The 14,709-nt window shown below is 71.0% G+C and carries 13 protein-coding genes and 3 pseudogenes; 12 read left to right on the top strand and 4 right to left on the bottom strand.

What is annotated here, in order from left to right:
* Nucleotides 1-106 precede the first annotated feature (106 nt).
* The 3 genes from J2Z30_RS16320 to J2Z30_RS50935 all read left to right on the top strand — a co-directional run bounded on the left by J2Z30_RS16320 (nucleotide 107) and on the right by J2Z30_RS50935 (nucleotide 3,945).
* Nucleotides 107-1,846, top strand: a complete 1,740-nt coding sequence (locus tag J2Z30_RS16320; RefSeq protein ID WP_044571322.1) for a class I mannose-6-phosphate isomerase — start codon at nucleotides 107-109, stop codon at nucleotides 1,844-1,846.
* Nucleotides 1,843-2,865 carry a LacI family DNA-binding transcriptional regulator gene (locus tag J2Z30_RS16325; RefSeq protein ID WP_052701419.1) on the top strand — a complete coding sequence of 341 codons (1,023 nt, stop codon included), beginning with the start codon at nucleotides 1,843-1,845 and terminating at the stop codon, nucleotides 2,863-2,865. Before J2Z30_RS16320 ends, J2Z30_RS16325 begins: the two co-directional genes overlap by 4 nt.
* A 63-nt stretch (nucleotides 2,866-2,928) precedes the next feature.
* Complete coding sequence (locus tag J2Z30_RS50935) at nucleotides 2,929-3,945, top strand: ROK family protein (protein WP_044571321.1); 1,017 nt, start codon at nucleotides 2,929-2,931, stop codon at nucleotides 3,943-3,945.
* A gap of 10 nt (nucleotides 3,946-3,955) precedes the next feature.
* Here the strand turns inward: J2Z30_RS50935 and J2Z30_RS16335 are convergent, their stop codons facing one another.
* The gene (locus J2Z30_RS16335) at nucleotides 3,956-5,110 is read right to left on the bottom strand and encodes an epoxide hydrolase family protein (RefSeq protein WP_044581556.1); all 1,155 of its coding nucleotides are present in this window, start codon (nucleotides 5,108-5,110) and stop codon (nucleotides 3,956-3,958) included.
* An 84-nt stretch (nucleotides 5,111-5,194) separates the two neighbouring features.
* Between J2Z30_RS16335 and J2Z30_RS51690 the strand changes: the two are divergent.
* A pseudogene (locus J2Z30_RS51690) lies at nucleotides 5,195-5,452 on the top strand (hypothetical protein); the annotation flags it as partial.
* Here J2Z30_RS51690 and J2Z30_RS49620 read toward each other — a convergent pair.
* Nucleotides 5,424-5,635: pseudogene (locus J2Z30_RS49620) on the bottom strand (IS5/IS1182 family transposase); the annotation flags it as partial. The pseudogenes J2Z30_RS51690 and J2Z30_RS49620 sit on opposite strands and share 29 nt — an antisense overlap.
* Before the next feature lie 31 nt (nucleotides 5,636-5,666).
* Nucleotides 5,667-6,233 (bottom strand): TetR family transcriptional regulator, encoded by a 567-nt coding sequence (locus tag J2Z30_RS16345; protein ID WP_044581554.1) that lies wholly within the window; start codon nucleotides 6,231-6,233, stop codon nucleotides 5,667-5,669.
* A 115-nt stretch (nucleotides 6,234-6,348) separates the two neighbouring features.
* On the opposite strand from J2Z30_RS16345, the gene J2Z30_RS16350 reads away from it, so the two are divergent.
* From J2Z30_RS16350 to J2Z30_RS16365, 4 genes and pseudogenes are all read left to right on the top strand, one after another.
* Nucleotides 6,349-7,281 (top strand): NADP-dependent oxidoreductase, encoded by a 933-nt coding sequence (locus J2Z30_RS16350; RefSeq protein ID WP_044571320.1) that lies wholly within the window; start codon nucleotides 6,349-6,351, stop codon nucleotides 7,279-7,281.
* Nucleotides 7,282-7,333: 52 nt separating this feature from the next.
* Nucleotides 7,334-8,404, top strand: coding sequence for a saccharopine dehydrogenase NADP-binding domain-containing protein (locus J2Z30_RS16355; RefSeq protein WP_044571318.1), 1,071 nt, complete (start codon nucleotides 7,334-7,336; stop codon nucleotides 8,402-8,404).
* Between the two features lie 344 nt (nucleotides 8,405-8,748).
* A pseudogene (locus J2Z30_RS16360) lies at nucleotides 8,749-9,521 on the top strand (NAD(P)-dependent oxidoreductase); the annotation flags it as partial.
* Between the two features lie 52 nt (nucleotides 9,522-9,573).
* Nucleotides 9,574-9,723, top strand: coding sequence for a hypothetical protein (locus J2Z30_RS16365; RefSeq protein ID WP_209468696.1), 150 nt, complete (start codon nucleotides 9,574-9,576; stop codon nucleotides 9,721-9,723).
* A gap of 149 nt (nucleotides 9,724-9,872) precedes the next feature.
* Here J2Z30_RS16365 and J2Z30_RS16370 read toward each other — a convergent pair whose 3' ends face one another.
* Complete coding sequence (locus tag J2Z30_RS16370; RefSeq protein WP_044571316.1) at nucleotides 9,873-10,817, bottom strand: LysR family transcriptional regulator; 945 nt, start codon at nucleotides 10,815-10,817, stop codon at nucleotides 9,873-9,875.
* A gap of 128 nt (nucleotides 10,818-10,945) precedes the next feature.
* Between J2Z30_RS16370 and J2Z30_RS16375 the strand changes: the two genes are divergently transcribed.
* The 4 genes from J2Z30_RS16375 to J2Z30_RS16390 all read left to right on the top strand — a co-directional run bounded on the left by J2Z30_RS16375 (nucleotide 10,946) and on the right by J2Z30_RS16390 (nucleotide 14,378).
* Nucleotides 10,946-11,806, top strand: coding sequence for a fumarylacetoacetate hydrolase family protein (locus J2Z30_RS16375; RefSeq protein ID WP_044571315.1), 861 nt, complete (start codon nucleotides 10,946-10,948; stop codon nucleotides 11,804-11,806).
* A gap of 142 nt (nucleotides 11,807-11,948) precedes the next feature.
* Entirely contained in the window at nucleotides 11,949-12,683 is a 735-nt protein-coding gene (locus J2Z30_RS16380; RefSeq protein ID WP_052701418.1) for a luciferase domain-containing protein, read from the top strand.
* A 329-nt stretch (nucleotides 12,684-13,012) separates the two neighbouring features.
* Nucleotides 13,013-13,612, top strand: coding sequence for a YbhB/YbcL family Raf kinase inhibitor-like protein (locus J2Z30_RS16385; RefSeq protein WP_044581552.1), 600 nt, complete (start codon nucleotides 13,013-13,015; stop codon nucleotides 13,610-13,612).
* 10 nt (nucleotides 13,613-13,622) lie between these two features.
* Nucleotides 13,623-14,378, top strand: a complete 756-nt coding sequence (locus J2Z30_RS16390) for a YbhB/YbcL family Raf kinase inhibitor-like protein (RefSeq protein ID WP_425580086.1) — start codon at nucleotides 13,623-13,625, stop codon at nucleotides 14,376-14,378.
* Nucleotides 14,379-14,709 lie beyond the last annotated feature (331 nt).

The raw sequence follows: 14,709 nt of genomic DNA on the forward strand, positions 1-14,709 counted from the left end.
TCACGGAATCACCGACCTGGTAAGTTATCGGTAACGTACAGGCGTGCAGGTGGTTTGAAAAGAAGTCGCGTTAACGTATCTCACGGGATCTCACGGGATTGGTGACATGGGCGAGAGTCCGCAGGTCAAGGTGAAGGCGCCGCAGTACGACCCGACACCGTGCTATCCGGTCCTCGCCGACGCGGTCGCCGTCGGCTGGGCCGACGCGGCCGGGACGCTCCCGAAGGGGACCCGGGTCCTCGCCGTGGACGGCCCCGCGGTACTGGACTGGGCCGCCGTCGCCGCCGGGCTCGGCGCGGCGTTCGGCGACCGGGGCGCCCGGGTGGAGTTCGCGGACGTCCGTACGGCGGTGCGCGACTGGGAGACGGTGCGGCGGCTCACGGACTCCGATGAGCTACGGGACGACCCCGACTTCGCACGGCTGGCGGGCGGCGACCTCTCCGACCTGATGGATCCGCGGGCCCTGGCGGCGCTCGCCGATCCGGCCGGGGGCGGCGCGCTGCGCGTCCTGCTCGGGCCCGGCGCCGCGCTCGCGGACGCCGACGTCCTGTGGTGGGCCGACCTGCCGAAGCGGTACGCGGAGGCGGCGGTCAAGCACGGCCGGGGCCGCAACCTCGCGGCGCCCGAGGGCGAGCCGCCGACCCTGCGGCGGCTGCTCTACATCGACTGGCCGCTGCTCGACCGCCACCGCGACCACATGGCGGAGCGGATCGACCGATGGATCGACGTTACCGATACCGTAACCCCGACGTCGATCGGCGGGCAGGCGCTGCGCGAGACCTGCCGGTCGCTCGCCACCCGCCCGTTCCGTACCCGGCCGACCTTCAACTCGACGCCGTGGGGCGGGCACTGGGCGCAGGAGACGCTCGGTCACAACCCGGAAGCGGAGAACACGGCCCTCGGCTACGAGCTGATCGCGCCGGAGAGCGGCGTCCTGCTCGGCGACGACGCCTCCAGATGTGTCGAGGTGCCGTTCCAGCTCGTCGTCGCGCTCTCCCCGGTGGAGGTGCTCGGCCCGGCCGTGCACGAGATGTTCGGCACGTCGTTCCCGGTCCGCTTCGACTACCTCGACACCGTTCGCGGCGGCAATCTGTCGGTCCACTGCCATCCCAGGCCCGACGACATGCGCGATGTCTTCGGCTGGCCGTACACCCAGCACGAGACCTACTACCTGATGCACGCCGGGGAGCACAGCAAGGTCTTCCTGGGACTGCGCGAGGGCGCCGACGTCGAGGCGTTCCACCACAGCGCGCACGCCGCCGACGCACACGGCACACCGTTCGACATCGAGTCGTATGTGCAGGTGTTTCCCGCCGAGGCCGGTCAGCTCTACCTGGTCCCGGCCGGGACGCCGCACGGCAGCGGCGAGGGCAATGTCGTCCTCGAAGTCAGCGCCACCCCCTATCTTTACTCACTGCGGTTCTACGACTGGCTGCGGCGGGACGCGGCGGACCGGCAGCGTGCCGTGCACGTGGAGCACGCCTTCCGCAACCTCGACCCGGCGCGGTCGGGTTGCGCGGTCGCCCGCGAGCTGATCCAGCGGCCCCGGCCGCTGCGCGCGGGTGACGGCTGGCGGGAGGAGGTGCTGGGCGCGCTGCCGGCGATGTTCTTCCAGGTGCACCGGATCGCCGTCGAACCGGGCCGGGCCGCCGAGCAGGAGACCGACGGCCGCTTCCACGTCCTGACCGTCGTCGACGGGCAGGGCGCGGTCATCACCACCGCCGCCGGGCACCGGCACTCCGTACACTATGCCGAAACTCTCGCAGTCCCGGCGTCCGTCACCGCCTACCACGTGCACAGTCAGGGGCCGGAGCCGGTCCGTCTGGTGAAGGCACAGGTGGTATGAGCGCACATTCGGAGTCCGAACCGGCCCTCACCATGCGGGACGTGGCCGCGCGGCTCGGTGTCAGCCCGATGACGGTCTCCCGCGCGCTGCGCGGTCAGCGCGGCATCGGCGAGGCCACCCGCCAGCGGGTGCTCGCCGAGGTGGCGGCCCTCGGCTACCGCCCCAACAAGCGGGCCCGGGAGCTGCGTTCGGGCGGCCCGAACGAGCTCATCGGCCTGGTCGTGACCAACCTGGCGAACCCGTTCTACTCCCAACTCGCCGTGGGCCTCGAGCAGATCTGTGTGGGCTACGGCGCACGGGTCATGCTCGGCAGCACCGGCGAGGACCCGGCCACCGAACGGGAGGTGGTGGCCGACCTGGTGGACCGCGGCGTGGACGGCCTGGTCGTCGCCCCGGCCGGGCACGACCACAGCCACCTCGGCGGGACACGGCTGCGCGACCTCCCGGTGGTGCTCGCGGCCAGCCCGCCGATGGGCATCGACGTGGACTGCGTCCTCGTCGACGACTTCGGCGGCACCCGGGAGGCGTGCCGCCGCCTCGTCGCCCGCGGCCACCGGCGCATCGGCTTCCTCGGCCTGCCGCCGTCGCTGTGGACGGGTTCCGAGCGTTTTCGGGGCTACGCGGTGGCGCTGGAGGAGGCGGGCATCGCGCTCGACGAGCGGTACATCAGCCGGCACCGGGGCGACAGCACGCTCGCGGAGGAGGCGGCGCGCGCCGTGCTCGCCCTGCCGGACCCGCCGACCGCGCTGCTGACCGCCAACAACCGGAACACGGTGGGCGCGCTGCGTGCCCTGCGGGGCCGTGCGCAGGACGCGGAGCCGGTCGCCCTCGCGGGATTCGACGACATCGAACTCGCCGACATGCTGCACCTGCCGCTCACCGTCGTCTCCTACGACCCGGTCGAACTCGGCCGAGCCGCCGCGACGCTGCTGTTCGAGCGCCAGGCGAGCACCGACCCGAAGCCGCCGCGCCGCGTGACCATCGCGACCACACTCGTCGACCATCCGGCACCGCGGTAGGCGCCGATGACGGCCTCCGGAGGTCCTGCTGTGCCGCACCGACGCGCTGATGAGCCCTCCGTCGTGCCCGTCCTCGAAGTGGGCGGTTCCCATGTCACCGGGGCGGCCGTCGACCTCGACCGGGGCCGGATCGCCGACGGCACCAGGCGCCGCCTGCCGCTGACGCCAGGCGTCGGCCCCGAGGACTTCCTCACCGCGCTCGCCGAGACCGCGAACGGTGTGCTCTCCGGGCTCTCCGGGCTCTCCGGGTTTTCCGGGCTCTCCGGGCTCTCCGGGTTTTCCGGGCTCTCTGAGCTCTCCGGGCTTTCCGGGCTCCCTGCGCCCCCGGCGGCGGCCCTCGGCGCGCGCGGGATTCGCGAGCGCGGGATCCGCGACACCTGGGGCATCGCGGTCCCGGGGCCGTTCGACTACGCGCGCGGCATCGCCCGCTACCACGGCGTCGGCAAGTTCGCCGCGCTGGACGGCCTCGCCGTAGGCGACCTCCTGACACCCCGTCTGAACCCGCGCCCGGCCCGGCTGCGGTTCCTCAACGACGCCTCCGCCTTCGCGCTCGGCGTCCGGCACACGGCCCACGCGGAGAGCCGCCGCCTCGTCGCGGTCACCCTCGGCACGGGGGTCGGCTCCGCGTTCCTGGACCGGGGGACGATCGTCGAGGACGACCCGCGCGTGCCGCCCGAAGGCCGCGTCGACCTGCTCACCGTCGACGGCCGTCCGCTGGAGGACACGGTCTCCACCCGGGCGATGACCACCCACTACACGGCCCGCACCGGCCGCCCCGTCGACGGGCTGCGCGAACTGACGGCCCTCGCCGCCGACAACGACGCCACCGCCCGCGACGTCATCACCTCGGCCCTGCGCGCCCTCGGCGCCGCCCTCGCCCCGTGGCTGACCGCCTTCGAGGCCGACACGGTCGTCTTCGGCGGCTCCATCACCGCCGCCTGGCCCCTGATAGGCCCACCCCTCACCGCCGGCCTCACCCACCACGACCCACGGCTCGCGCGCCTCACCCTGTCCGTAGCCGACGACGGCGAGGACCAGGCCCTGCTGGGCGCGGCGGTGTTCGCGGCGCGGGGTGCGTAGGCGCTCGGGGTCAGGACCGGTACGTCCGCAGTGTGCGGGCGAAGTCCCGGAGGTCGGATGTGAACAGTCCGGGCTGCTCGAAGGCGGCGAAGTGGCCGCCGCGCGGCTGCTCGACCCAGTGCACCACGTTCCACTGGCGCTCGCTCCACCGGCGCGGTGACCGCGTCTTCTCCCGGGGGTAGAGCGCGATGCCGGTGGGCACCTCCACCCTGCGGCCCCAGACCCGCGGGTCGGAGCCATAAGCCTCCGACTCGGCGTACAGACGGGCGGCGGAGGTGGCGGTTCCGGTGAGCCAGTAGAGCATGGTGTTGTCCAGCAGCCGGTCGAGCGTGAACGGCAGGCCGTCGCGGGTGTCGGACCAGACGTGGAACTTCTCCAGCAGCCAGGCCGCCAATCCCGCGGGGGAGTCCTCCAGCGCCGGGCCGATGCTGTGCGGCCGCGTGGCCTGCTGGATGTAGTAGCCGTTGTCGGCCCCGTACACCCGGGTGTTCCGCTCCCACGTCTCGCGCTCCGCCGCCGTCGCCTCGGCCAGGGGATCGTCAAGTCCGGGCGGGGCCACCGCCCAGGGGAAGTTGATATGCGCACCCCACAGCCGACCGGGATGCTCGAGGCCGAGCTGCCGGACGACGAAGGCCCCCCAATCCCCGCCCTGCGCCAAGAAGCGAGGGTGGCCCAGCTCCCGCATGAGGGCGGCGAACGCGTCGGCGATGGCGGCCACATCCACGCCGGGCGCGGCGGTCGGTCCCGACAGACCGAAGCCGGGCATCGAGGGCAACACGACGTGAAAGGCGTCCTCCGCGCGTCCGCCGTGGCCGGTCGGGTCGACCAGCGCGGGCAGGCAGTCGAGGAACTCCACCACCGAGCCGGGCCAGCCGTGGCACAGCAGCAGCGGGGTGGCGTCCTCGTGCCGCGAACGCACCGCGAAAGCGTGCACGGGCAGCCCGGCGAAGTCACCGACGACCTGGGGGAGGGCGTTCAACTCGGCTTCGGTACGACGCCAGTCGTAGCGGTGCAGCCAGTGCTCGACGAGATGCCGCAGCCAGGGCTGCGGGGTCCCCCATCCCCAGTCCTCGCCGGGCAGGTCGTTCCGGAACCGAGTACGCGAGAGCCGTTCGCGCAGGTCGGCCAGCGCCTCTTCGGTCGTGGTGATCTCGAATGCTCGCACCGAGGCATTCTCCGTCACTCCGCCACCTGTGCGGACAGCCGCCGCTCGGTCAGGCGCTCCTGTGCGGCGCCGACGTTGTCCGGGTTGGCGCTCGGGGCGCTCCCATCACCTGAAGCTGCTGCGGAAGGCCGGGCTGATCGACTGCGAGCGCCGTGGCACGTGGGTCTACTACTGGCCGCTGCCGGAGATGACCGACCGGCTCGCGGGTATCCTCACCCGCCCCGCCGGGATGGCGGGGTCGGCCTGGGGCGGCTCGTCCCCGACCTGGGTGACGCCCTGGCGAAGGTGACCGTCACCGGCGTCTCCCTGCCCATCACGCTGGGCCTGCCGGTGATGATGTGGTGAGGCGGCGGAGCATGCCGGCGGTGGAGGCCCAGTAGACGCGTGAGGCGCGTTGTCGGGCCGGTGGCCGTAGTCGCGGGCGAGGCGCCGGTGCAGCATGAGGGTGCCGTTGACCTGCTCGACCACCCACCGCTTCGGTTGCGGGACGAAGCCCATGCCTTCGTCGTCGGGGTTGCGGCGGACCTTCGCGGCGGAACTCGCCCGGGGTGCGGGGCTATTCAGCGGCGGCGAGGATCCGAAGGCGGGTCAGGGTCTCGCGGATGACGTCCCGCAAGTCGCGGTTCTCGGTGGCGTCGCCCCATTGGTTGAAGGCGACGCGGAACACGGCGCTGCCGGTCTCGGCGGCCAGGCTGGCCTCGATGTTGCCGATGCCTCGCTGCCGCAGGACCTCGGTCAGCGCGGCTGTCAGGGCCGCCTGCTTGATCAGCTCGCGTTCACGGAGATCGGTGTTGGCCGTGATCACTGCCTGGCGTGCCCGTGCGCGATCACGGTCGTCGCCCGCGAGCTGGGCCACCGCGTCGAGCACGGCAGCGACGACGTCCAGCGCCGATGCCGTGGGCGGCATCGTTTCCACGACGTTCTGCACCTGCTTCGCCAGGTCGGCCGAGCCGTCGAAAAGTACCTCGCGTTTGTCGGCGAAGTACCGGAAGAAGGTGCGGGCGGTGACGCCGGCGCGCTGGGCAATGTCGGCCACCATCGTCTGCTCGAAGCCGCGTTCCGTGAACAGTTCCAGCGCGGCCTCACGAAGTCGCTCTCTGGCCCCAGGTTCCCACCGTCCCATGCCGCGAGTGTAGGTGAGGTCGTCTGGTGACATGCCACCGCTAGCGTGATGTCACCTGGTGACATCGGGGGTGCTAGAGTGATGTCACGAGATGACATCACTTGGGGAGGCAGTTATGAAACGGATCCAGTACCACCAGTACGGCGGTCCCGAAGTCATGCGACTGGAGGAGTTCGAGCCGGCCCGGCCCAGTAGCGGTCAGGTCCTGGTCCGCGTGCGGGCCGCGGCAGCCAATCCGATGGACTGGGGGCTCCGCAACGGCGTCATGAAGATGGTGACCGGGCGAACCTTCCCCCGCGGGTTTGGCCATGACTTCGCAGGCGTCGTCGCGGCGGTCGGACCGGGCGTCACCCGACTCGGTGTCGGCGACGAAGTGCTCGGCGGAGCATCGATCAAGGCGTCGGGGGCCTTCGGCGACATGGTCGTCGCCGACGAGAAGGCAGTCGTGAAGAAGCCTGCGGATCTCTCCTTCGAGGAGGCCGCCGCCATTCCGACCGTCGGGCTCACCGCCTTCCAGGCCCTGACCAAGAAGGGCAAGCTACAGCCTGGGCAAACCGTGTTCATCAACGGCTGCCTCGGCGGAGTCGGCCGAGCCGCCGCTCAGATCGCCTTGGCGCGCGGCGCCTCGGTGGGAGGCAGTTGCCGCGCCACCGCCGCGCAGGACGCCCGCGACCTCGGCATCGACCCGATCGTCGAGTTCGGCTTCGACCCGAAGGCGCTCAGCGGCCGATTCGACATCGTCCTCGACACCGCCCACACGCTGTCCGACAAAGAGGCGAAGCAGCTGCTCAAGCCAGGCGGGCGCATCGTCGGCCTCCACCCCACGCCTGCAACGTTCGTGAAGGCCGCTCTGCCAGGCCCCTTCCGCGTCCTGGTCGCCCAGGCCGCGCCAGAGGATCTTGAGGAGGCCGCGCGCGCCGCTGGACAGGGCACCCTGCGGGTGCCGGTTGCCCGCACGGTGCCGCTCACGGAGGCCATCAAGGCGCTCACCGAACTCGAGCGCGATGGCACACCCAAGGGCGGCAAGCTCATCATCACGACCGACTGACGCTCAGCTCTGGCCGACCGTCGGCTTCACCCCCACTACAGGAGCTCTTCGAATGAGTGCACAGATCTGGGTACTCGGCGGCACCGGGCGCAGCGGCCGCAGCATCGCGGCACAGCTCGCCCAGTGCGGCCTGACGGCCGTCCTCGTCGGCCGGGACGCGCACCGCCTGCACGCCGCAGCGGAGCAGACCGACAGCGAAGCACTGCTGGCTCCTTCCCTTGCCACCGCAGCCTCGGAAATCCGGCAGCAACGACCCAGCGTGGTGGTCAACACGGTTGGGCCGTTCACTGCAACGGCCCCTGCGGTCGTCGACGCCTGCCGTGCTGTCGGCAGCCATTACATCGACCTGGCGAACGATGTCGCGGCGCTCTCCGCTGCATTCGAGATGCACGACGCGGCCACCCAGGCGGGTCACACGCTGGTCACCGGCGCCGGGTTCGGCGTGACCGCCACCGAGAGCGTCGTGGTGAAGCTGTGCGAGGGCCGTCCCGCACCGCTTCGGGTCCGGGTCGACATGGTGCCTTCGATGGCGATGGAGGAAGGCACTGCTGGTGAAGCCTTGATCGGCACCCTCCTGGGCGGCCTCGAAGGCCGTCAGATCACTGATGGTCGTCTGGGGCCCGCCCGGATTTTCAGCGATGCGATGCGTCTCACCCTCCCGGACGGATCGCAGGTGACCACGGCGAGCATGCCGTTGGGCGAACTTCTCGCGGCTCACCGGGCGAGCGGCGCCCGCCATGTCCTTTCGGCGTCCAGCGAGGCACCGTCCTCGCCCGTGATCCGGGCGATGATGCCGGCCGTGAGCACGCTCATGCGGTGGGAGCGGCTGCGATCGTTCACCACACGCCGCCTCGCACAGGTACGCGTCAAGGCGACGGAACGGCCGCGTGAGCACTCCTGGGGGCACGCCGTCGTCACCTGGGCGGACGGCGAGACCCGAGAGGGCTGGCTGCGCCTGGGCGACGCACAGGAGTACACCGGAGGAGTGCCCGCAGAGATCGCCCGGCGGCTGCTGGCCGGTGGGGGCCGACCTGGCGCATACACCCCGGCCGCCCTCTTCGGCCCTGCCCTCGCCGAATCGTGCGGCGCCGAATATCTGCTGCCCCAGCCCGGCCGGCGATGACACGCGTCCGATCCGGCCCGACACGCTGACCTGTCGGTGGCTGCCGCAGCTGACCACTTGTCGGCGTACAGGTGAACATGCACGTGTACGCCGACACCGCGTATCGAGGCGTGATCAGTGAGTGGTCCTGGTGAGGTCGCCGACCCGGATGGTCGAGGCGCGCAGGTGAAGGCCGACGAGGCAGCTGTCCGGCGTCCACCTTCGGACCCCGTCTTCTTCCGGTTGGCGGTCTGGTCCTTCTTTTCCGGGATCACAGCCTTGATATTTGCCACCCGAAGGTCCTGTGGAAGGAAGGTCTGCCATGTGTCTGGGTCTTCACCAAGGCCGTCCTGCCCTGATCACCTGTCACCGGTACGTCCGCCGAGGCCGTCGAGGGCGCTGATGCCGTGCTGACCATGCTCTACGACGGCAACACCGTCCTGGACGTGATGCTTCAGGCCGCACCGGCGCTGCGCCCGGGGCACTGTGTGGGCGCAGTGCACCACCGCCGGGATCGAGTTGGTCGCCGACCTGGCAGGATTTGCGCGCGAGCACGGTCTGGTGTTCTACGACGCCCCGGTCCTCGGCACCCGGCGGCCCGCCGAGGCCGGCCGGCTGACCGTGCTGGCGGCCGGGCCCGAGGACGGCAGGGAGACGATCACGCCGGTCTTCGACGCGGTCGGCGCCAGGACCGTGTGGACCGGCGAGGACGGGGCCGCGGGCAGCGCCAGCAGGCTGAAGCTGGTGGCCAACAGCTGGGCGCTCGCCGTCACCGCCGCGACCGGTGAGGTACTGGCCCTCGCGAAGGGCCTCGGCGTCGACCCGCAGAGTTTCTTCGACCTCATCGGCGGAGGACCGCTCGACATGGGGTACCTGCGGGCCAAGTCGGCTCTGGTACTCGACGGACAGCTGACCCCGGCGTCGTTCGCCGTGGCCACCGCCGAGAAGGACGCGCGGCTCGTCGTCCGGGCCGGCGAGCGCAGCGGCGTGCGGCTCGATGTCGCCGTGGCGGTGGCCGAACGGTTCGCGCCGGGCCGCCGCCCAGGGGCATGCCGACGAGGACCTGGCCGCGGCCTACTTCGCCGGCTTCGACGAGCGGCCGGGCGGGCGGCGGGACCGCCGCCAGGCCTGCACGTGACGTTCCGTGCGCCGGGGCGCACCCCGAGGAAGAAGGGGGAGGAAGCTCCGGAATGACGGTCCTCGCCGTGCACGGGATCGGGAACCACCAGGGGCGGGCTCGCAGCCAGGCAGCCGAGAGACTGGCCGACGGATGGCGTCCCTCCCTTGCCGCCGGCTACCGGGACACCGGTCTCACCTTCCCGTACCGGATCTGCGGGTGACCTACTGCGCGGACCGTCTACTGCCAGACGAAGCCCAGGGGCCTTCCGATATCGCGGCCCTCACCAGGGACGAAGCGGTGCTCGCATGGACCTGGGCGGTTGCTGCGGGTGCCCCGTGTCCGGCCGAAGCGCAGGGTTCCAAGCGGGTGTCATGGAGTCGGTGGGGTGGGGTGGTGGGAGTTTTGGGTGTGGAGCAGCGTCTGTAGGTGTGGGGGGAGGAGGCGGGCGTGTTGGGTGAGGGTGTGGATGAAGGCGGTGGTGAGGGGGTCGGGGCTGGTGCGGGTGTAGGCGGTCAGGGTTCGGCGTACGGGGGGATGGGGGTGCAGGAGACGGCCGTCGAAGCCGACGGGGATGATGTGGGCGGGGACGAGGGTGGGGCCGATGCCGGCCGCGGCGAGCAGGGGGGCGGCGGAGGTCTGTTCGGTGCGGACCGCGATGCGGGGTTGGAATCCGGCCGCGGCGCAGGCCTGGTCGAGTATGTCGCCCAGGCCGTTGCCGGGCGGGAAGTGTACCCAGGCCCGGTCGGCCAGTGCTGTGAGTTCGATGTGGGTGGCTTGGTCGGAGGTGGCCGGGTCGTCGGCGGGCACCACGATGACGAATTCGTCGATGCCGATGTCGTGGATGGGACCGTCCCATCCGGAGGGGCGTGGTCCGACGGCCAGGTCGGCCTGTCCGGCTGCCATGGCGTTGGTGAGGCGGTTGGTGTGCCAGTGTTCGAACAGGCGGATCTGGGTGCCCGGGTGTTGCTGTCGCCAAATGCGCAGGACGTTCGGGAGGACGCCGAGGGTGATGGAGTAGAGGGTGGCGAGGTGGAGTTCGGCGGCTTCCAGGCCGCCGGCCTGTCGGGCGGCGGATTGGGCGCGTTTGACGTCGGCGAGTGCGGCGCGGGCGTGCGGGAGCATGGCGCGGCCCATCGGGGTGAGCCTGACCGTACGGGGCAGCCGCTCCAGCAGCGGTCCTCCGACCGCTTGTTCCAGCGCGCGCATCTGATGGGAGAGGGCGGGCTGGGTGACGCGGAGCCGGTGGGCCGCCTGGGTGAAGGAGCCGGTGTCGACCACGGTCGCGAAGTACTCAAGCTGCCGCAAAGTTGCCATGAGTGAATTTTATCGTGGTGATGAAAAATATGCGTTGGACTTATGGGAAGTCACGGCAGCAGGGTTGGGGATGTCGCCTTCCGGCGGCGCTGCAGTGAGCAACACGTCGCGCAAAGGAAAGGTCTTCCATGCGTCTGGGCCTGTACGACGACCGTCCCGTCCTGATCACCGGTCACCGCTCCGACACCGTCACCGTTGTGGACGTGGCCGAGGCCAGCGGGGACCGCTTCGGGCCCGACCCGATGCACCTCTGGGAAGTCTGGGACGACTTTCGCGCCTGGGGGAGGGACCGGGCGGCGTGGGCCGACCGCGCCAAGGGCAGGCCGGTGGAGCGCGGTGAGCTTGGGCCGCCGGTGCCCCGGCCGCGGCAGATCTTCGCGATCGGCACCAACTACCGCAGCCACGCCGCCGAGATCGGCCTGCCGGCGGTACCGTCGGTGTTCACCAAGTTCGCCACCTGCCTGACCGGCCCCGACACCACGGTGGCCCTGCCGTCCGACACCGTCGACTGGGAGGTCGAGCTCGTCGCGGTCATCGGCCGCCGTGCCGAGGGCGTGCCACGCGAGCGGGCGTGGGAGCACGTGGCCGGGCTGATGGTCGGACAGGACCTGTCCGAGCGCACCGGCCAGTTCGCCGCCGACCCGGCCCAGTTCTCCCTGGCCAAGTCCCATCCCGGCTTCGGCCCCACCGGCCCGTGGCTGACCACCCTGGATGAACTCACCAACCCCGCCGACCTGGCCATCGTCTGCCGCCGGGGCGAGCAGGAGCTGCAGTCCGGCCACACCGGCCAGATGATCTTCGATGTGCCCGAGCTCATCGCCCACCTGTCGGCCGTCACCCCGCTGCTGCCCGGCGATCTGATTTTCACCGGCACCCCCTCAGGCGTCGGCCACGGCCGCACGCCGCGCCAGTACCTGCGGCCTGGCGACCGGCTGATCAGCACCATCGAAGAACTGGGCCACCTGCACCAGCAGTTCACCGCCACCTGACCACCATGCGGTCGAGCAGGAGCAAACGCCTGGCGCACGCCGCCGTCCATGCCGCGCCGGGAAGGATCGCGCTCACGAGCGCGATCAACCGCAGTCGATGCCGGTCAGCCGGACTGGCCGCCACCATCCTGAGGACGCACTCATGAACGAGATCAACCGGAACCGGTATCTGCCGGCGGGCCTGGCCGCCACCACCCTGGTGGCCGGCGCATGGGCCGTACGCGACTACGGCCAGTGGCGAAGGCTTGGGGACGGGGGTCTGCCCCACAATGCCGGGGGCTGGCTTCGCATGACGGCAATGCGCTTACGGGCCCGAGGCCGCTTCGGCGGGACCAGCCACAACCAAGAAGAAGAGATCAGTCCCATCCTGCTCGACCTGCAGGCCCGCGGTGGGACCAGGCCCAAAGCCGCCCCGCACCCCGTCCCGAACAGGGTTGTGGACCAGCACGCGCCCGCGCCGGTGAAACAAGCCCTGGTCTCGGTCTTCGACGACTTCTCCCGGTCGGACTCGCCGCCACTGGAATACCGGACAAGCCGGTGGGAAAAGCACCACAACGCGTTGTGCCTGAAGGGCGACGCCTATCCTCACGCGATCTCGCGCGGGGCGAGCGGCGAGCTGGGCCACGTGCATCCCTCAGACGGATCCATGCACATGATCCTCAGCCCGGCGGACGGCCGACTGGTGCTCGACCTGGGGTGGGGCGAGTTCCACCCGCTCGCGGGCGTGATGTTGGAGCTTCCCGCCACTTACACCCTGATCTATCCCCCTCGCTCCCTCGCGGAGATCGCCCCCATCCGCGCCATCCTGTCGGCCGCCGTCGGCTACATGACCGGACAACCAGCCACGCCCACACCCACACGCGGGTCGTCCGCGTAGTCAGCAGACCGCAGGCAGGGCTGCAACGTGAGCGGTCACGCCGGATCCACCTTCGTGTTCCCAGTGGACAACGGCAGTTCCCGACAGCTCGCGTCCATCAAGGTGAGGAGAAGCCTGTGATATCGCACAAACACGCTGACCGCAGGCCGGCGGCCCCATCCACCGATACCGGCAATCCCGGCGACGGTGTGCGGGCGCACCGCCGGGGCCAGTTCCGTCTCGCCGTCGCCCTGGGCGTTTCAGCCGCCGTGGTGGCGGGGTGCGCCGCCGGCTCCCGCCAGCCGGCTCGGCCGGCACAGACACCGGCTACGCCGACGACGGACGCCCAGGTGATCTGGAACCCCTACGACCGCCTGCCCAAGGTGCCGTCCTTCCGGCTGACCAGCACGGACGTGCGCGACGGCGAGCCGATGCCCCGGGCCCAGCGCAGCGGTGTGCTCGGCAACCGCGACGGGCAGGACCTGTCCCCGCATCTGTCCTGGAGCCGCTTCCCCACGGGCACGCAGAGCTTCGTGGTGACGATGTACAACCCGACCGCGCCGACAGCCAGCGGATTCTGGCACTGGGCCGTGGTCAACATCCCGGCCAGTACCACCCACCTGCCCACCGGCGCCGGAGCCGAGAAGAGCACCCGCCTGCCCCAGGGCGCCTACCAGCTGCCCAACGAAGCCAGAAGGGCCCGTTACCTGGGCCCTTCACCGCCGGCGGGGAGCGGGCGGCACCGCTACTACATCGTGGTGCACGCCCTCGACGTCACATCCGTCGAATCGCTCGGCGTCAGCAGAGATTCCACCCCCGGTTTCCTGGGCTACAACCTGTTCCGCCACACGCTGGCACGGGCAGTGATCGCGCCCTGGGCGCAAGGCCCTCCAGCACAGAGCAACACCCCCTCCCCCGACGCTCCCAACGGCACACGTCCCTCAAGGTGAGAAGAGGACCATGACATCGCACACCCGCTCCGACCGCATACCGGCGGCCCCGTCCACCACTGCCGGCAATCCCCGCAACAGCACGGGGACGCGCCGCCGTCGCCTGTCCGCCCTCGCGGTCGCCCTGGGTGTTTCAGCCACCATGGTGATGGGGTGCGGCACCGGATCGGCGCAGACACCGCCCAAGCCGCCTACGTCGACGAGGGACGCCCAGCCGACCGGGACCCCCTACGACCGCCTGCCCAAGGTGCCGTCCTTCCGGCTGACCAGCACGGACGTGCGCGACGGCGAACGGCTGCCCCAAGCCCAGTACAGCGGCATACTCAAAGCCGGCGGAAACGACACCTCACCGCAGCTGTCCTGGAGCCGCTTCCCCAAGGACACAAAGAGCTTCGCGGTGACGGTGTACGACGCGGACGCGGCAACCGGCAGCGGATTCTGGCACTGGGCGGTGGCCGACCTCCCGGCCAGTACCACCAGCGTGCCCACCGGCGCCGGAGCCGAGAAGAGCACCCGCCTGCCCCAGGGCGCCTACCAGCTGCCCAACGACGCCAGAATGACCCGCTACCTCGGAGCCGCCCCGCCGGCGGGAAGCGGACGGCACCACTACTACATCGTCGTGTACGCCCTCGACGTCAAGTCCGTCAAACCGCTCGGCGTGGACAACGACGCCACCCCCGCCCTCCTGGGCGCCAACCTGTCCAGCCACACGCTGGCACGAGCAGTCATCGTGCCCTGGGCCAAGGCCCGGACCGACAGCGAGTGACTCCGCCGCCGGGCGCAGGCGGAGTGAGTCTGTGGCCGGTCGGCGGGGGCCGTAAGGAGTCTGCACAGCCCCTGGAAAACCGCACAGAAAGCCGTACGGCTCGAAGTGCGCAGTGCCCCGCACGGGGTGGCTGGGCCGTGACCGCGGCCCTGGTGGCTGGGGGCGGCGTGGTCGCACTGGTGGACGTCCTGACCGGGCCAGGCTTCCGGATCGTGCAGGTGGTCGTGCTCGCCGTGCTCACCGCGTCCGCGGGTGGCACCGTCACACAGACCGTGATCGTGGCTGCGGCCCACACCGCCGCCGTGGCCTATGTCCACATAGGCTGGTGGAG

It is taken from the genome of Streptomyces iranensis, assembly GCF_017874715.1.
Lineage (GTDB): Bacteria > Actinomycetota > Actinomycetes > Streptomycetales > Streptomycetaceae > Streptomyces > Streptomyces iranensis.

Bases quoted from the DNA above. Each gene is read 5' to 3' on its own strand.
- J2Z30_RS16370 (WP_044571316.1), bottom strand. From the start codon at position 10,817: ATGGCAACTTTGCGGCAGCTTGAGTACTTCGCGACCGTGGTCGACACC.
- J2Z30_RS16380 (WP_052701418.1), top strand. From the start codon at position 11,949: ATGAACGAGATCAACCGGAACCGGTATCTGCCGGCGGGCCTGGCCGCC.
- J2Z30_RS16325 (WP_052701419.1), top strand. From the start codon at position 1,843: ATGAGCGCACATTCGGAGTCCGAACCGGCCCTCACCATGCGGGACGTG.
- J2Z30_RS16365 (WP_209468696.1), top strand. From the start codon at position 9,574: ATGACGGTCCTCGCCGTGCACGGGATCGGGAACCACCAGGGGCGGGCT.
- J2Z30_RS16375 (WP_044571315.1), top strand. From the start codon at position 10,946: ATGCGTCTGGGCCTGTACGACGACCGTCCCGTCCTGATCACCGGTCAC.
- J2Z30_RS16345 (WP_044581554.1), bottom strand. From the start codon at position 6,233: ATGGGACGGTGGGAACCTGGGGCCAGAGAGCGACTTCGTGAGGCCGCG.
- J2Z30_RS16320 (WP_044571322.1), top strand. From the start codon at position 107: ATGGGCGAGAGTCCGCAGGTCAAGGTGAAGGCGCCGCAGTACGACCCG.
- J2Z30_RS16355 (WP_044571318.1), top strand. From the start codon at position 7,334: ATGAGTGCACAGATCTGGGTACTCGGCGGCACCGGGCGCAGCGGCCGC.
- J2Z30_RS16390 (WP_425580086.1), top strand. From the start codon at position 13,623: ATGACATCGCACACCCGCTCCGACCGCATACCGGCGGCCCCGTCCACC.
- J2Z30_RS16350 (WP_044571320.1), top strand. From the start codon at position 6,349: ATGAAACGGATCCAGTACCACCAGTACGGCGGTCCCGAAGTCATGCGA.